Origin of the sequence: Pseudoponticoccus marisrubri, from assembly GCF_001482405.1 — a bacterium.
In the GTDB taxonomy this organism is placed as follows: domain Bacteria; phylum Pseudomonadota; class Alphaproteobacteria; order Rhodobacterales; family Rhodobacteraceae; genus Pseudoponticoccus; species Pseudoponticoccus marisrubri.
On record NZ_LPXO01000005.1, the window covers coordinates 30,805 to 45,400 of the forward strand.

Here is a 14,596-nt window from a genome sequence, read left to right on the forward strand (position 1 = left end):
CTTCAAGGCCCGATCCGTAGGTGACCACCTGCCGCGGGGCGAATGATCCGCGGCCGACGCGACCGGGCAGCGGCGCTGTCGATCCGGGCGGGGTCGATTGTGTTGAACGCGAACATATCGAAGTGATGCGGCACGAGAAAGGCGCATTCGCGGGCGAGATGCAGCGCCTCGTCCAGCGTGAAGTTGCCCGGAATGCCTGCCGCCCGCCGCGCCGGATCGCGGCCGTTGACGGGCAGCAGGGCGATCTGCGGGGCAAAAGCCTGCACCTGCGCGTCGAGCGCGTCGAACGGCACGCTGTCGCCGGAATGGTAGAGCCGCAGGGCGCCGGTGGTAAGCCCGTAGCCCAGGAACCTGTCACGCCCTTGGTCATCGCGTTCGCGCGTCTCGTGCGCGGCCGGAAAGACCGTCAGATCGAGCCCCGGCAGTGGCGAAACCGTCTCACCCGCGACCACTTTGCGCAGCGGCGCGTCCGCCCCGATGCGCTGTCGCGCGACATCCTCCACCGCCGCAGGCACGACGAAAGGCAGATCGGGAAACCGCCGGTGGAGGGGGCCGAGCGTATCGGGGTCCATGTGATCGGTATGCGCGTGGGTCACCAGCACGAGGTCGGGCCGGGGCAGCGCCTCCATCGTCACCGGCGGCGGCATCATGCGCAGATGCGGATGGGCGGTGCCGGCATATTTCCGGGCGAGACTGTCCGACAGGTAGGGATCGATCAGCAGCCGATGCGTGCCCGTGTCGATCCAGAACCCCGCCTGCCCCAGCCAGTACAGCGCCGGCGTGCCGGCCTCGGGGAAGCCCTCTGCGTGGTCAAGCCGCATGGCGGGTCAGCACGTCAAGCAGGTGATCGACGGCGCAGCGGGTCGAGCGCTCGACCGATTGCCGGGTGAAGCCGCCGATATGCGAGGTGGTGATCACGCGCGGGTGGCGCAGCAGCGCCGTCATCTGCGGTGGCTCGGTGTGGAAGACGTCCGTGGCATAGGTGCCGACCTGCCCGCTGTCGAGCGCGGCGATCATTGCCGCATCGTCCACCAGCCCCGCACGCGCCGTGTTGACCACGACCGCCCCCGGCGCCAGCAGCGCCAACTCGTCCTTGCCAAGCATGGGGCTGCCATCCTCCGGCATCGGTGCGTGCAGGCTGACCACGCTGGTGTCGCGCAGGGTCTCGGCCAGGTCGGTACGGCGAAAGGCCGGATGCGCCAGCCGGTCGTCCGGGGCGAAGGGATCGAAGCCGCGCACCTCTGCGCCGAGGGTCAGGCAGAACTCGGCAAAGCTGCCCCCGATCGCGCCCAGCCCGATGACCCCGACGGGCGCGCCCTGGATCTCGAAACCCGTGCGCCGCGGCCAGTTGCCCTGTTGCAGCCCTGCATGGGTCGGCACGATGTCCCGCAGCCCCGACAGCGCAAGGGTCAGCGCCAGTTCCGCGACGCCGCGCGCATTGGTCCCCTCGGCCCGGCGCAGCAGGATGCCCTGCCGCTCCAGCGCCTTGAGCGGCAGGTTGTCGATGCCCGAGCCATTGCGGCTGATGACGCGCAGGTCGGTGGCGGCGGCAATCACCGCCTCCGACACCGGCTCCACCCCGGCCAGCCATCCGACGCAGCCCGGCACCGCGGCCAGCAACTCGGCTTCCGTGGGCGTCTTGCCGGGGGCCGGCATGACCAGCTCGAAACCGGCCTCTTCCAGCCGGGCCAGCGCGGGATGACCGCCGGACGAGAGCGAACGGGGGGTGATCAGGATGCGGCTCATGACGTGCGCCCCGTGGCCTCTGCGGCAATCCGCGAAATCTCGTCGAATTGCGGGCCGGAGGTGGCGATCTCGATGTCGAAGACCTCAGCGATCACCTGTGTCCAGCCGTGGATGAAATAGGTCCAGCCATCCTCGATCTGCAGCGCGCGGTCGCCTTCCTGCGCCCGGGCCTGGTCGAGAAAGACCAGATCGCCGCGATAGTTCAGCTCCCAGACGATGCCGTTCTGCGGAAAGGCGCCGTCGAAGGTCAGCGGCGAGCCCGGTGCGTCCTTGCCCAGCCCGGTGGCATTGATCACCAGCGATCCGGGCTTCAGCCCGGCCATGGCGCGGTCATTCTCCTCAGGCGTCGCAGCCACCACGTAGTCGCAGGGAATGTCGCCGCCGATCTGTTGGTGGATCTCGCGGATGTGGTCCAGCCGCGGCGCGCTGCGGTTGGTGACGACGATCCGGCTGGGCCGGTTGGCCCCGCGCGACGCCTGCATCAGGTGCCAGGTCAGCGCGATGGTCGAACCGCCGGCCCCCATCGACAGCACCTCGGCGCCGGTCTTTGCAAAGTGATCGGTCGGCAGGAAGCCGTCCAGCGCCAGCCCCGAAGAGATCGGGTCCTTGGCGTGGCAGATCAGCTTGCCGTCGCGCTTCGACAGGCAGGAGGTCTCGGCCATCAGCGCGGCATGCGGGTCGATCACGTCGAACATGTCGCGGCAAGCGGCATAAAGGTCGAGCTTGTGCGTGGTGACCAGCGCGCCCAGCGACAGCGGGTCGGTCTTTAGGAAGTCCACGACGGCGCGATAGTTCTCGGCCGTGTCATGCGGCACCATGTCGATACCCTTGATCTCGACATCGCCGAGGTTCAGGTACTCGGCCCATTTCGGAAACACCCGCATGATCGAGGAACTGCCGGTGGTGACGCCGATGAAATAGAAAGTCGGGCGGGTGGCGGGGGTCAGCTGCATCACGCCCCCCGGATCTCGCGCACGCGCGCCACGGCGGCGCGGGCGTTTTCGGTGATCGCGTCCCAGTTGCCCGCGGCAATGTCGTCGCGCTTGGCGATCCAGGTGCCGCCCACCGCGCGCACCTGCGGCACGGCCAGCCAGTCGGACAGGTTGTCGGGCGTGACACCCCCGGTCGGGTTGAAGCCGATGCCGGTATGCGCATAGGGCGCGGCGATGTTCTTCAGCATGTTCGGCCCGCCCGCGGGCATGGCCGGGAAGAACTTGACCATCTCGCAGCCGTGGCGCAGCGCGATCTGCAGTTCCGAGGGGCTCATGATCCCCGGCGCGAACGGCAGACCGATTTGCTTGGCATGCGCCAGAACGGCTGCGTCGATCCCCGGCGACAGGGCAAACCGCGCGCCGGCGGCCAGCGCCGCGTCGGCCTGATCCTCGGTCAGCACGGTGCCGGCGCCGACGATCATGTAGGGGCGGTCGGCGGCGATCCGGGCGATGACATCGCGCGCGGCCTCGGTGCGGAAGGTGATCTCGGCCACGGGCAGGCCGCCAGCGATCAGGGCGTCGGCCAGCGGGAGCGCGGCTTCGGCATCGTCGATGGCGATGACCGGAACGACGCCATAGGTGGAAAGCGTGTCGAAAATGCTCATGAAAACGGTCCGTCAGTCGGTGGTTGCATAGACGCGCGCGATCTCTTCGGCATCGCGCGGGCGGTAATCGGGGTTGTCGATCGCGGCCCATCCCTCGCCGTCAGCGACGATGCGCTTGGCCATGCCGCCGGCGCGGGCAATGATCTCGTAATCCTGGCCGGAATCGCTGGGGTAGCAGAAGCTCATCACCAGCGGCTCGGAGCCCGTGTTGACCGAGCGGTGAATCCACATCGGCGGCACGTAGACCAGCGTCCGGGGGCCGATCTCGATGACCTCGGTCTCGCCCTCGGGCGTCTCCAGCAGCATCACCCCCTGCCCGCTTTCGCCGTAATAGGTCTCGGGGCGGTTGGCCGTGGCGTGGATATGTCCGCGGGTCATGTAGAACTCGTCGCCGATCCGGCCGGGCTCCATGAAGGTGGTGCCGAAGATCAGGTCGCCATGCTTTGCGGCGGGACGGACGTCATGCACGCGGTAGACGATGCGATCCCCCTCGGCCGCGGTCGCGCGGTCGAATGCCCCGGCATCGCCGTAGATCCCGGCAAGGTCGCGCAGGCGTTTCTCGTACTGCCCGGCGGCATGGCTCATCGCCCCTGTCGCGGGGTCGATTCGATGCGCTGTAGGTGTTTGGTGCATTGGGGGCTCCCGTTCCGATTTGGTAGCCTAGCTACACAACCGGAGCCTGTCGCGCAATCATTATTCGTAGTTTTTCTACCTTTTGCGGGCTTGCTGGCGGCCAGTCGATCCAACCAGGCGCCTGAGTTTACGAGAAATTGCTCAATTCGTGCATCCCGGCCACCCACTGCGCACAAGATTCACTACGTATGAGAAAATTACGCAGCACCAAATCAGGGCAGGAAAACCCCGCGAAACACCCCAAAGGTAGTTTTCCTACTTTTTTCTCTTGCGCCAAAACCGAAGCTCCGCCATGGTGGCCGCCAACGGAGGACAAACCCCATGAGCCATTCCCCACAGCCCGATCGGGTGAAGTACGCCTTCATATTGCCGGCCTTCCTGCTGGTGCTGACGATCACCCTGTTCCCGCTGATCTACGCGCTGGTCGTCTCGTTCCAGACGATCAGGATCGTGCCGCCGATCCCGCCGAGATTCGTGGGCTTCGACAATTACACCGAGATCCTGGGCTCGGCGCGCTTCTGGGGCTCGATCCAGGTCACCGCCGTGATCGTCTTCATCTCGGTCGCGCTGCAATATGTCCTCGGCTTTGCCCTTGCGCTGACGCTGCACCACAACGTGCCGGGCGCCAGCCTGTATCGCGTGAGCTTCCTGCTGCCGATGTTCCTGGCCCCGGTCAGCGTGGCGCTGATCGCGCGGATGCTGTTCCACCCGGTGCTGGGCCCGGTGAACGAGTTCTTCACGCTGTTCGGGCTGGAGAACCTGCCCTTCCTGACCTCACCCAGCTTTGCCATCGCGACGCTGATCACGGTCGAGGTCTGGCAATGGACCCCCTTCGTCGTGCTGCTGATGCTGGCCGGGCTGCAGGGCCTGCCCTCCGAGGTGTTCGAGGCCGCGCGCGTCGACAACATCTCGACCTGGCGCCGGTTCCGCGACCTGACCTTCCCGATGCTGCTGCCGCTGTCGGTCGCCGTGGTGTTCATCCGCCTGATCGAGGGCTTCAAGATCATCGACACGGTCTTTGTCCTGACCGGCGGGGGCCCCGGCACCTCGACCGAGACATTGACTCTCTTCGCTTACAACGAGGGCTTCAAGAAATTCAACATCGGCATGACCTCGGCGCTCAGCTTCCTGTTCCTGATCGTGGTGATCCTGTTCGGCACGCTCTACCTCGCCGCGGCGCAACGCATGATCCGGAGGTACCAGTGATGGACCGCACCACCTTCCGCCGCCTCGGCCTCGGCCTTGCGCTTGTCTGGCTTGTCTTCTGCCTCTTCCCGCTCTGGTGGGTGCTGGTCACCGCCTTCAAGCCGCCCGCGGCGGTGAGCGGCGGGGCCACCTATATCCCCTTCGTCGATTTCCAGCCGACGCTGCAGGCCTTTCTCGATGCCTTCGCCGGGGTGCGGGGCGACTTTGCCGGGCCGATCTTCAGCTCGATCTTCGTCTCGCTGGTCTCGACCGCGCTGTCGGTCTTCCTTGGCGCAATGGCGGCCTATGCGCTGGTGCGCTTCGAGTTCCGCATCCGGCTGCTGGCCGGGCTGGCCTTCGCGCTTCTGTCGATCGGCGGCTTTGCCGTGCTCAACCAGCTGGCCGGGTTCGGCGTGCCACAGGCGCTGGGGCTTGTCCTGGTCACCGCCCTGCCCGTCTCTGTCTGGCTTAACGGCCGCAACCTGCCCGGCCCGATCCTGGGCAACAACGACGTGACCTTCTGGTTCGTGTCGCAGCGGATGTTCCCGCCCATCGTCTCGGCCTTCGCGCTGTTCCTGCTCTATGCCGAGATGAACAAGGTGGGCGTCCGTCTGCTGGACAGCTTCCCCGGGCTCGTGGCCGCCTATACCGCCTTCGGCCTGCCCTTTGCCGTGTGGCTGATGCGCGACTTCTTCTCGAATGTCCCGGTCGAGGTCGAAGAGGCCGCAATGGTCGACAATATCGGGCGGATGCGGATCTTCTTCCAGATCGTGTTGCCGATGTCCAAGCCCGGGCTTGTCGCCACCTCGATGATCGTCCTGGCCTTCATCTGGAACGAGTTTCTATTCGCGCTGCTGCTGACCTCGTCCAAGTGGCAGACCCTTCCCATCCTCATGGCCGGGCAGAATTCGTCCCGCGGTGACGAGTGGTGGGCAATTTCCGTGGCCGCGCTGATTTCGATCATCCCGATGATCGCGGTCGCCATCTTTCTCGGGCGCATGATGCGTTCGGGGTTCCTTGCCGGATCCATCAAGTGACGGCGCTTTCAGGGAGGACCAAACCTGTGAAAAACCTACTTCTCGCAACCGCGCTCGTGCCGATTGCCAGCCTCGCCAACGCGGCCTGCGCACCGGACTACTCGGGCGTCACGCTGACCGTGTCGACGCAGAACGGTCCCTTCATCGCCTCGGCGCTGAAGACCGCCGCCGACAGCTGGGAGCAGAAGACCTGCGGCACCGTCGAGATCGTCGAGTTCCCCTTCTCCGAGCTTTACCCCAAGTTCCTGACCGCGATGAGCCAGCAGACCGGCGATTTCGACGTGATCGGCTTCATCCCCGCATGGGTGCCCGATTTCGCCCCCTTCCTGTCGGTGATGCCCGAAGAGATGCAGCAGGGCGAGGACTGGCAGGACATCCACCCCGTCTACCGCGAGCGGCTGATGTCCTGGGGCGGCGAGATCAAGTCAGCCACGATGGATGGCGACATGCACATGCTGAACTATCGCGCCGACCTCTTCGAGGACGAGGCCAACAAGGCGGCCTTCAAGGAGCAGTACGGCTACGAGCTTGCCGCGCCGGTGACATGGGACCAGTATTATGACATCGCCGAGTTCTTCACCGGCTCCGACGCGGTGGATTACGGCACCGCCGAGGCCTATCGCCGGGGCGGTCAGCAGTTCTGGTATTTCTTCAGCCATGCGGCCAGCTATACCAACAACCCCAACACGCCCGGCGCCATGTTCTTCGACCCCGAGACGATGGACGCGCAGATCAACAACCCGGGCTGGCTCAGGGCGCTCGAGGATTACAAGCGCGGGCTGGAATTCAACCCGCCGGGCGCGCTGAACAACGGCTCGGGCGACGTGCGGCCGCTCTATGCCGGCGGGACCGTGGCGATGAACATCGACTGGGCCGACAGCGGCGTGCTGGGCGCGACCGAGGGGGCCATCGCGGGCAATGTCCGCACCGCCGTCCTGCCCGGCTCGACCGAGATCTGGAACTCGGAAACCGAAAGCTGGGACACGTTCGACACGCCCGTCGCCTCTCCGTTCCTTGCCTTCGGCGGCTGGCAGCTGGCAGTGCCGGGCGACAGCGAGAACCAGGAGGCCGCGTGGTCCTTCGTGGCCGAAGTCACCAGCCCCGAGGTCTCGGGCCAGGCCATCGTCACTGCCAATACCGGCGTGAACCCCTATCGCCTGAGCCACTACGAGAACCTCGACAACTGGTCGGCGATCTTCACGCCGGAAGAAGCCAAGAGCTATCTGGGCGCGCAGCGCGGGTCGCTGGATGCCGAGAATGTCGCGCTCGACCTGCGGCTGCCGGGCTTCTTCTCCTACACCGAGGTGCTGGAAATCGAGCTGTCCAAGGCCATTGCCGGGCAGGTTGAACCGCAGGAGGCGCTCGATGCCATCGCCGCCGAATGGGACAAGCTGACCGACGAGTTCGGCCGCGACAACCAGCTGGCCGCCTATCGCGCGGCGATGGGTCTCGAGTAAGACCTGATACAGGATCGGTCCCGCCTTCGGGCGGGGCCGTCCCCGACGCAGAAGCACGAGGAGAGCGTCATGCTCGACAGCACCGACACGCCGCATATCGTTTTTGACCGGATCACCAAGTCCTTCGGGGCGACCGAGGTCGTGCCGCCGCTCGACCTCACCATCAACAAGGGCGAATTCATCGTGCTTGTCGGCCCCTCGGGCTGCGGCAAGACCACCACCCTGCGCATGCTCGCCGGGCTGGAAAGCGTGACCACCGGCGCCGTGCACATCGCGGGCCGCGACCTGACCCATGCCCGCCCCGGTGAGCGCGATTGCGCCATGGTGTTCCAGAACTACGCGCTCTACCCGCATATGAGCGTGCGCGAAAACATCGGCTACGCCATGAAGGTGCATGGCACGCCGAAGGAAGAGATCGACGCGCGGGTCGGCGAGGCCGCCGCTCTGCTGGGGCTCGAGCCCTATCTCGACCGCAAGCCCAGGAACCTCTCGGGCGGGCAGCGCCAACGGGTCGCCATCGGGCGCGCCCTGGTGCGCCACCCGCAGGTCTTCCTCTTCGACGAGCCGCTGTCGAACCTCGACGCCAAGCTGCGCGTCGAGATGCGGACCGAGATCAAGCTGCTGCAGAAGCGGCTCGGCACCACCGCGGTCTACGTGACCCACGACCAGGTCGAGGCCATGACAATGGCCGACCGCGTGGTGGTGATGCGCGCCGGCGTGATCGAGCAGGTGGATGCCCCGATCCGCCTGTACGAGGAACCCGCCAATCGCTTCGTCGCCAATTTCATCGGCTCGCCCGCGATGAACTTCTTCGAGGTCGCCACCCGCGATGGCGCCGCCTGGCTCGACGGCCAGCGCCTCCCGCTCTCGCCCGAGACCTTTGCCCGCATCGGTGCCCGTGACCGCGTCACGCTGGGCATTCGGCCCGAGCACATGGATGGCGGCGACGCCCCTGCCCCGCTGACCCTGCGCTGCGACACGCTGGAACCCCTTGGCGCGCATACGCTGGTGCTGGGACATGTGGGCGAAGAAAAGGTCGTGGCCCAGGTCGAACCGCGCTTCCCGGCCGAACCCGGTCAGGAATGCACGGTCCAGATCGACATGAGCAAGGCGCATTTCTTCGACATCGACAGCGAGGCACGGCTTTGACGACCCGCGACCTCTACCTTGCCATCGACGTCGGCACGGGCAGCCTGCGGGCCGCTCTTGTCGCGCGCGACGGCCGCATTCAGGCGATCTGTCACCAGGAGCACGAGCAGATCGTGCCGCAGTTCGGCTGGTCCGAACAGCGCCCGGCGGATTGGTGGGACGGCACCCGCGCCGTGGTGCGCAAGGTGCTGGCCGAGGTCGACAATGCCGCCGCCCGCGTGGCGGCGATCTGCACCTGCGGCCAGATGCATGGCACGGTGCTGGTCGATGACGACGGCCGGCTTGCCCGCGAAACCGTGCCGCTGTGGAACGACAAGCGCACCGCACCGCAGGTCGCCGCGTTCACGGCGAACATGTATGCGGAGGAGGTGCTGCGCCTCACCGCCAACCTGCCGGCCACCGCCTGGCCCGCCTTCAAGCTGGCTTGGCTGGCCGAGAACGATCCCGCCGCCATGGCCCGTGCCACGACCGTCCTGATGCCGAAAGACTGGATCAATTTCCGCCTCACCGGGCGGCGGGCACAGGACATGACCGAGGCCTCGCTGTCTTTCCTGATGGACTGCCGCACACGCGACTGGTCGGAGCGGATGTGCAGTCTGACCGGCGTGGACCAAGGGCTGTTGCCCGAGCTGCTTGCCCCGCAGGACATTCTTGGCCCGCTGCTGCCCGAGGTGGCCGCCGAGCTCGGGCTGTCCGCCGAGATCCCGGTGCTGGTCGGCGCCGGGGATTACCCGATGGCGCTCACCGGCTCTGGCGTGATCGCGCCCGGCATGGGATCGGACGTCACCGGCACCTCGACCATCATCACCCTGATGCATGACGCCCCGGTGATCGACCCCGAGATCTCCAACGTGCTGGCCGCCGACGGCACCTGGGGCGCGATGACCCTGCTGGATGCCGGCGGCGATGCCGTCCGCTGGGCGCGCCGCGCGTTCCACGACAATGCCCGCAGCTATGCCGAGATCGCCGCCGATGCCGAGGCCGCCAAGCCGGGTGCCGACAAGCTCTTCTTCCTGCCCTATCTCTCCGGCGAACGGCACCACCCGGGATCGCGCGCGCAGTTCTTCGGCCTCACCGCCGGTCATGGTCTGCCCGAACTGCACCGCGCGGTGCTCGAGGGCGTCGCCTTCGCGGTCAGGCGGCGGCTCGACGGGCTGCAGGGCGATGCCGGCCGCCCGGACCGGATCGTCGCGGCCAGCGGCGGGGCGAAGAACGCGCTCTGGCTGAAGATCAAGGCCAGCATGTACGGCGTGCCCTACCTCGTCCCCGAGGAACTGGAATGCGGCGTTGTGGGCGCGGCGATGCTGATGGCCACCGCCACCGGCGACGCGCCCGACCTGGCCACTGCCGCGCGGGGCATGGTGCGCTACGCTCAGGAGGTCACGCCCGATCCGGCCTGGGCCGACACCTACAATCGCATGGCCCCCGTCTTTGATCGCCTTTACCAGAGCGCCAACGACCTCTACCCCGAGCTGGACGACCTGCCATGACCGCAACGACACGTGCCATCCTCTGGGACATGGACGGCACACTTGTTGACAGTGAACCCGCGCATGAGGCCGCGTTCGACAGCGCCCTGCACGAGGCCGGGCTGAGCGTGCCCGCCGGGCTGCATGACGGTCTACTGGGCGCGAGCGGCGACGCGGTCTTTGCCGCGCTTCGGGAAGCGACCGGCACACCGCTTTCGCTGGCCGAATGGACAGGGCTCAAGCACCGGCACTTCGAACGCCATGCCCACGCGATCGCCCGCCTGCCGGCCGCTGCCCTCGCCGAGCGGCTGGGCGCGCGGGGCGTCCCGATGGCATTGGTGTCGAACTCCACCCCCGAAGAGGTGCGCTTCTGCATGCGCGCCACCGGGCTGGACACGCTGCTGGACACCGTCGTCACCCGCGCCGACGTGCCCCGCGGCAAGCCCGCGCCCGATGGCTACCTGCTCGCGGCACAATGGCTGGGTGTGGCACCGGCGGATTGCCTCGTGGTCGAAGACAGCCCCACCGGCGCCGCTGCCGGTCTCGCCGCGGGGATGCAGGTTCTCTACCACCCGCAGGCCCCTGACCCCACCCCGCCCGAGGGCGCGCGCTACATCGCCCCCGGCGCGGTACCCGATCCGCTGATCGAGACATTCCTCAACATGAAGGCTCAACCATGACCGCCATCCCGCAACTCCCCCTCAACGATGGCCGCAGCATCCCCCAGCTTGGCATCGGTGTCTGGCAGATCGACGATGCCACCACCCCCGGCGTGGTCTCGACCGCGGTCGAGCTGGGCGTGCGCCTGATCGACGGTGCCTTCATCTACGGCAACGAGGCCAGCATGGGCGAGGGCCTCCGCCAGGCCCCCGCCCCGCGCGCCGATCTGTTCGTCACCTCCAAGGTCTGGAACGCCGACCAGGGCCATGACGCCGCCCGCGCCGCGATCGATGGCAGCCTGAAACGCATCGGGCTCGACTATCTCGACCTCGTGCTGATCCACTGGCCCTGCCCGGCGCAAGACCGGTATGTCGACACCTGGCGCGCGCTGATCGAAGCCCGCGACGCCGGCAAGGTCCGCTCCATCGGCGTGTCGAACTTCAACCCGGATCATCTCGACCGGCTGATCGACGAGACCGGCGTCACCCCCGCGGTCAACCAGGTCGAGATCAACCCGCGGTTCCAGAACGCCGAGATACGTGCCGCCAACGTGGCCCGCGGCATCGTCAGCCAGGCCTGGACCCCGCTGGGCAATGGCAAGTCCTTCGACGCGCCGGCCATCCGGGACGCGGCCAGCCGCACCGGCAAGAGCCCCGCCCAGGTCATCCTGCGGTGGCATATCCAGCTGGGCCACTCGGTGATCCCCCGCTCCACCAAGCGCGACCACCTCGCCAGCAACATCGACGTGCTGGATTTCGAGCTGACCGAGGCGGAAATGGCGGCAATCGCCAAGCTGGACGCCGGCGACCGCTGCGGCCCCGACCCGCGCGAGTTCGAGGTCGTCTGAGACCTGCGTCCACCGGCAAACCGGCGGCATTCGCCCGCCGGTACCGGCACCCCTCGCAGCGTGTGCGCCCCGATCGGAGTCTTTCGGGTCGGGGACAACGCGATATTTGTGAGCCGATGAGGAAAACTTCGGCGTTGCTTTCGCGTGTCGCAAGCGGTCCGACCCTCCTCTGACCAAGATGACGGCCGCCGGATCCGCCCCGACCAGCACTTCGGACATCAGCAGGATGCCCACTTGCGCCGGTCCCATCTGGAGCATCACCCACATCGGCGCGCCGGTCGAAAGCACACATCACAACCCGCTGGTCGCAAAGGTCACGACGAGGATGCCCCGGTAATCTTCAATCACCTCGGTCCCGGGAAATGGCGTTTGGCACATGGCATTAGCAACCTATCTCCTTCACGCTATCGCGCCACCAACTGGTCCAGCTACAACGCATCACTGCGGAAGCAGAGGATCGCTGTTGATCTGGGTCGACAAGGACATGACCTGGCTCGCGCCGCGTGACGGGCAGTTGGGACGACCCGCGATATGCACCGATGCGGCCATACAAATCTGCCTGTTCGCTGCCTGGGAGTGCGTGGCGAAGCAATGTCCCGAGTGTCCGTGATGATGAAGGGTGGATTTCGGACCATTTCTGACAGTCGCGCAGAAACGCGTTCGCCGTGACGATGAAGTTGCGCATGACGGCGGTGAGAGCGACGTTGCGGGGCATCCCCCGGCGATGAGTTGCTCGGAACGCCCTTTTCCGGCCGGTTGTACTGGATCGCGCCAAGGGCTGGCATGGAGAGAGAGCGTCGAACGGAGGACCTTCGCCCATGTATCCGCTTCTGGCCCTGCCATCGGCTGGACCGGCGGGGCATGGGCGCCAGACCTGCCAAGGCTGCGGTCTGCTTGCCGTCCATCCCGCGGAGTCCGGGCATGCCCACGAGGATCGTTGGGGCTGAGACGGTCGAGATGCCCGAGGTGCAAACCATGAACACTTTGCAAACGCGCAGGTCCGGGTCCGCGTCTGTGATGGTCTGCACGGCGCGGTCGAGCGAAGCGACCTGCCGCTTGATCTGCGCTAGACGCTGAGCGCGAAGACGGCGTAGAAGGGCCGGTCTAGCCGTCTTGAGCCGCAGCGCGATCCCGGATGAGGCAAAGGCGGAACACCAACAGATCCTGGAGTTCGGTTAGGTATGCAGGCAGGGCCGCGCTCGGCGTGAGGTCCAGCGCCGTTCCCATCCGGACCACGATCGCGGCGTCGACCCTGTCGGTCTTGGCCACCTAACCGACCGCCTCGGCAAACCTGCGGGCTTGCCTTGGTTTGACCTTTGCAAAAGCCAGGTTCTGGCGCGACAAAGTGCGCTCGAGGTCGCGGTGGCAGGCTCCGGAAACTTCAAACACGACGCGCACGTCGCGTCGTGCGCGCATCCATCGGCGAAGAGCCGTCAGCTCGGCCGCGTCGTTTGAAAACCGTCGATGATCCTTCGAGACGTCTACGCCAATCGTGTCTTGCATTCTCATGTTCCTCCACCTCGTCTTGTCTTGCGGACCTCGCGCCTAGGTATTTGTTCAGGTCTGAAGAAAATGCGGAGCGACCTCACTCGGCAAAGGTCTTTTGCGACCCAGAGGGGTGCGATCCGGCCCCCGCTGCCGCGAGAGACTGTATGATCGCCGCGGCAACCCCAACCATACAACGGGAGTAGGGGAAGTCATAAGACAAGAGGGATGAGGATGAGGGCATCAAAGCGACCGTAGCGCGGGTTCTGGCAACCTCCCGGCAGCGCTGCCGGGTTCTCTTTCGTCGCAATGCGTTCGCCCATGCCGGCAAGAGCCGCCGCAGGGCGGTGTGCACCTTCATAGCCACGGCCTTGGCCCAGACGGATCATGCGGCGGCGAAGGCCCAGTGGCGTCTCGTGGCGTACCAGATGCGGCCCAAGCCGTCGAAACTGGCAACGCTCAAGGATTCGGCTGAGGAAGACGTGCTGGCCTGCATGACCTTCCCGGCCCGGCATCGCGCGAAGGTGCAGTCCACGACTCCGTTCGAGCGCCCGAATGGTGAGATCAGCCAACGCACGGGCCTCGTCGTGATCTTCCTCAAAAAAGCCTCGATTCGGAGACTGGCAGGGCAATCCTGATAGAGCGGACTGAGCAATGGACCGTCCAGCGCCGCCGTTACATGACGCTGGAGATGCTCACGCCAGTCTGCGATGATGTCTTGGGCAGCCCGCCTGCTGCACAGCGCGACTGTCGCGCTCCGACCCGCCAGTGAGCGCGAGGGCCACGAGAAGCTACACCGCTTCCCGGGACATCATCGACAAAGGCGAGCGCCGGGCGCCTTCAAACGGCCGAGAGCGGAAGTCGTTCACCCGTTTGTCGATCTCGGCGCAAAGGCGCCAGTCCTGTGCTGCCCGACGTGCTCGGCCGATACCGGAGGGTGAACCGTCAGGCACAGTGACCCTGAAGGGTACCAACTAAATGCGTTGCAGCCACAGGACCCACATCTAGCGCGGCGCGGTTTCGATCATCCTGATCCGCAGGAACGGGCGTCTATTGAAGGATGACTGCTCAGAGGCACGCGCATGAAACGACTCGCCGCGCGCCAATTAACACTATGGGCGGGCGTTATGAAAACGCTGGACAGGCTACCATGCAATCAGCGGGATCGAAGCGAGGATGCGATGCCTGAAAGCCTTCGACGAGCGCATCATGGCGAGAGACCCCGACCGCCAGACCGCCGAAGTCCACGTCCGCATTGCCCTCATGAACCGGTTCAATGCCTTCGGCACCGACGACAGCGTTCGCGTGGCTTAACCTCAGTGGGATGAGGC

General features: G+C 66.3%; 14 protein-coding genes and 4 pseudogenes. 10 read left to right on the forward strand and 8 right to left on the reverse strand.

Going from position 1 to position 14,596, the window contains the following annotated elements:
* Window positions 1–2 precede the first annotated feature (2 nt).
* Genes AVJ23_RS09840 through AVJ23_RS09860 form a run of 5 tightly spaced genes read right to left on the reverse strand, consistent with a single transcriptional unit; the run spans window position 3 to window position 3,928 of the window.
* Window positions 3–821: an MBL fold metallo-hydrolase gene (locus AVJ23_RS09840; RefSeq protein WP_058862021.1), complete on the reverse strand. Its 819-nt coding sequence runs from the start codon at window positions 819–821 to the stop codon at window positions 3–5.
* The gene (locus tag AVJ23_RS09845) at window positions 811–1,746 is read right to left on the reverse strand and encodes a phosphoglycerate dehydrogenase (RefSeq protein ID WP_058862022.1); all 936 of its coding nucleotides are present in this window, start codon (window positions 1,744–1,746) and stop codon (window positions 811–813) included. Before AVJ23_RS09845 ends, AVJ23_RS09840 begins: the two co-directional genes overlap by 11 nt.
* Window positions 1,743–2,699: a shikimate dehydrogenase family protein gene (locus AVJ23_RS09850; RefSeq protein WP_240484586.1), complete on the reverse strand. Its 957-nt coding sequence runs from the start codon at window positions 2,697–2,699 to the stop codon at window positions 1,743–1,745. The genes AVJ23_RS09845 and AVJ23_RS09850 overlap by 4 nt, the downstream gene beginning before the upstream one ends.
* On the reverse strand, window positions 2,699–3,343 hold the full coding sequence (gene eda / locus AVJ23_RS09855) for a bifunctional 4-hydroxy-2-oxoglutarate aldolase/2-dehydro-3-deoxy-phosphogluconate aldolase (protein WP_058862024.1): 645 nt from the start codon (window positions 3,341–3,343) through the stop codon (window positions 2,699–2,701). The genes AVJ23_RS09850 and eda overlap by 1 nt, the downstream gene beginning before the upstream one ends.
* Before the next feature lie 12 nt (window positions 3,344–3,355).
* A complete protein-coding gene (locus AVJ23_RS09860) occupies window positions 3,356–3,928 on the reverse strand; it encodes a glucose-6-phosphate isomerase family protein (protein WP_240484589.1) in 573 nt (190 codons plus the stop codon).
* Between the two features lie 369 nt (window positions 3,929–4,297).
* On the opposite strand from AVJ23_RS09860, the gene AVJ23_RS09865 reads away from it, so the two are divergent.
* The 8 genes and pseudogenes from AVJ23_RS09865 to AVJ23_RS22230 all read left to right on the forward strand — a co-directional run.
* Window positions 4,298–5,182: a carbohydrate ABC transporter permease gene (locus AVJ23_RS09865; protein WP_058862026.1), complete on the forward strand. Its 885-nt coding sequence runs from the start codon at window positions 4,298–4,300 to the stop codon at window positions 5,180–5,182.
* The gene (locus AVJ23_RS09870) at window positions 5,182–6,198 is read left to right on the forward strand and encodes a carbohydrate ABC transporter permease (RefSeq protein ID WP_058862027.1); all 1,017 of its coding nucleotides are present in this window, start codon (window positions 5,182–5,184) and stop codon (window positions 6,196–6,198) included. The genes AVJ23_RS09865 and AVJ23_RS09870 overlap by 1 nt, the downstream gene beginning before the upstream one ends.
* A 26-nt stretch (window positions 6,199–6,224) precedes the next feature.
* Window positions 6,225–7,655, forward strand: a complete 1,431-nt coding sequence (locus tag AVJ23_RS09875) for an extracellular solute-binding protein (protein ID WP_058862028.1) — start codon at window positions 6,225–6,227, stop codon at window positions 7,653–7,655.
* Between the two features lie 69 nt (window positions 7,656–7,724).
* Entirely contained in the window at window positions 7,725–8,804 is a 1,080-nt protein-coding gene (locus AVJ23_RS09880) for an ABC transporter ATP-binding protein (protein WP_058862029.1), read from the forward strand.
* A complete protein-coding gene (locus AVJ23_RS09885) occupies window positions 8,801–10,294 on the forward strand; it encodes a xylulokinase (protein ID WP_058862030.1) in 1,494 nt (497 codons plus the stop codon). Before AVJ23_RS09880 ends, AVJ23_RS09885 begins: the two co-directional genes overlap by 4 nt.
* On the forward strand, window positions 10,291–10,953 hold the full coding sequence (locus AVJ23_RS09890) for an HAD family hydrolase (protein ID WP_084794433.1): 663 nt from the start codon (window positions 10,291–10,293) through the stop codon (window positions 10,951–10,953). Before AVJ23_RS09885 ends, AVJ23_RS09890 begins: the two co-directional genes overlap by 4 nt.
* A complete protein-coding gene (locus AVJ23_RS09895; protein WP_058862032.1) occupies window positions 10,950–11,780 on the forward strand; it encodes an aldo/keto reductase in 831 nt (276 codons plus the stop codon). The genes AVJ23_RS09890 and AVJ23_RS09895 overlap by 4 nt, the downstream gene beginning before the upstream one ends.
* A gap of 381 nt (window positions 11,781–12,161) precedes the next feature.
* Window positions 12,162–12,342, forward strand: a pseudogene (locus AVJ23_RS22230) (transposase); the annotation flags it as partial.
* Between the two features lie 199 nt (window positions 12,343–12,541).
* On the opposite strand, the pseudogene AVJ23_RS23575 reads toward AVJ23_RS22230, so the two are convergent.
* From AVJ23_RS23575 to AVJ23_RS22810, 3 genes and pseudogenes are all read right to left on the reverse strand, one after another.
* Window positions 12,542–12,757: pseudogene (locus AVJ23_RS23575) on the reverse strand (transposase); the annotation flags it as partial.
* A 127-nt stretch (window positions 12,758–12,884) separates the two neighbouring features.
* Entirely contained in the window at window positions 12,885–13,049 is a 165-nt protein-coding gene (locus AVJ23_RS22805) for a hypothetical protein (RefSeq protein ID WP_157772652.1), read from the reverse strand.
* Entirely contained in the window at window positions 13,050–13,283 is a 234-nt protein-coding gene (locus AVJ23_RS22810; protein ID WP_157772653.1) for a hypothetical protein, read from the reverse strand. It lies immediately after the preceding gene.
* Window positions 13,284–13,492: 209 nt separating this feature from the next.
* Between AVJ23_RS22810 and AVJ23_RS22240 the strand changes: the two are divergent.
* Both AVJ23_RS22240 and AVJ23_RS23640 read left to right on the forward strand, forming a co-directional pair.
* Window positions 13,493–14,037, forward strand: a pseudogene (locus AVJ23_RS22240) (transposase); the annotation flags it as partial.
* A 359-nt stretch (window positions 14,038–14,396) separates the two neighbouring features.
* Window positions 14,397–14,579 (forward strand): annotated as a pseudogene (locus tag AVJ23_RS23640) (IS5/IS1182 family transposase); the annotation flags it as partial.
* Between the last annotated feature and the right edge of the window lie 17 nt (window positions 14,580–14,596).

What these genes read in the sequence shown, in the direction of transcription:
- AVJ23_RS09880 (WP_058862029.1), top strand. Translation starts at nt 7,725, where the DNA reads ATGCTCGACAGCACCGACACGCCGCATATCGTTTTTGACCGGATCACC.
- AVJ23_RS09895 (WP_058862032.1), top strand. Translation starts at nt 10,950, where the DNA reads ATGACCGCCATCCCGCAACTCCCCCTCAACGATGGCCGCAGCATCCCC.
- AVJ23_RS09845 (WP_058862022.1), bottom strand. Translation starts at nt 1,746, where the DNA reads ATGAGCCGCATCCTGATCACCCCCCGTTCGCTCTCGTCCGGCGGTCAT.
- AVJ23_RS09865 (WP_058862026.1), top strand. Translation starts at nt 4,298, where the DNA reads ATGAGCCATTCCCCACAGCCCGATCGGGTGAAGTACGCCTTCATATTG.
- eda (WP_058862024.1), bottom strand. Translation starts at nt 3,343, where the DNA reads ATGAGCATTTTCGACACGCTTTCCACCTATGGCGTCGTTCCGGTCATC.
- AVJ23_RS09870 (WP_058862027.1), top strand. Translation starts at nt 5,182, where the DNA reads ATGGACCGCACCACCTTCCGCCGCCTCGGCCTCGGCCTTGCGCTTGTC.
- AVJ23_RS09860 (WP_240484589.1), bottom strand. Translation starts at nt 3,928, where the DNA reads ATGAGCCATGCCGCCGGGCAGTACGAGAAACGCCTGCGCGACCTTGCC.
- AVJ23_RS09850 (WP_240484586.1), bottom strand. Translation starts at nt 2,699, where the DNA reads ATGCAGCTGACCCCCGCCACCCGCCCGACTTTCTATTTCATCGGCGTC.
- AVJ23_RS22810 (WP_157772653.1), bottom strand. Translation starts at nt 13,283, where the DNA reads ATGCAAGACACGATTGGCGTAGACGTCTCGAAGGATCATCGACGGTTT.
- AVJ23_RS09840 (WP_058862021.1), bottom strand. Translation starts at nt 821, where the DNA reads ATGCGGCTTGACCACGCAGAGGGCTTCCCCGAGGCCGGCACGCCGGCG.
- AVJ23_RS09890 (WP_084794433.1), top strand. Translation starts at nt 10,291, where the DNA reads ATGACCGCAACGACACGTGCCATCCTCTGGGACATGGACGGCACACTT.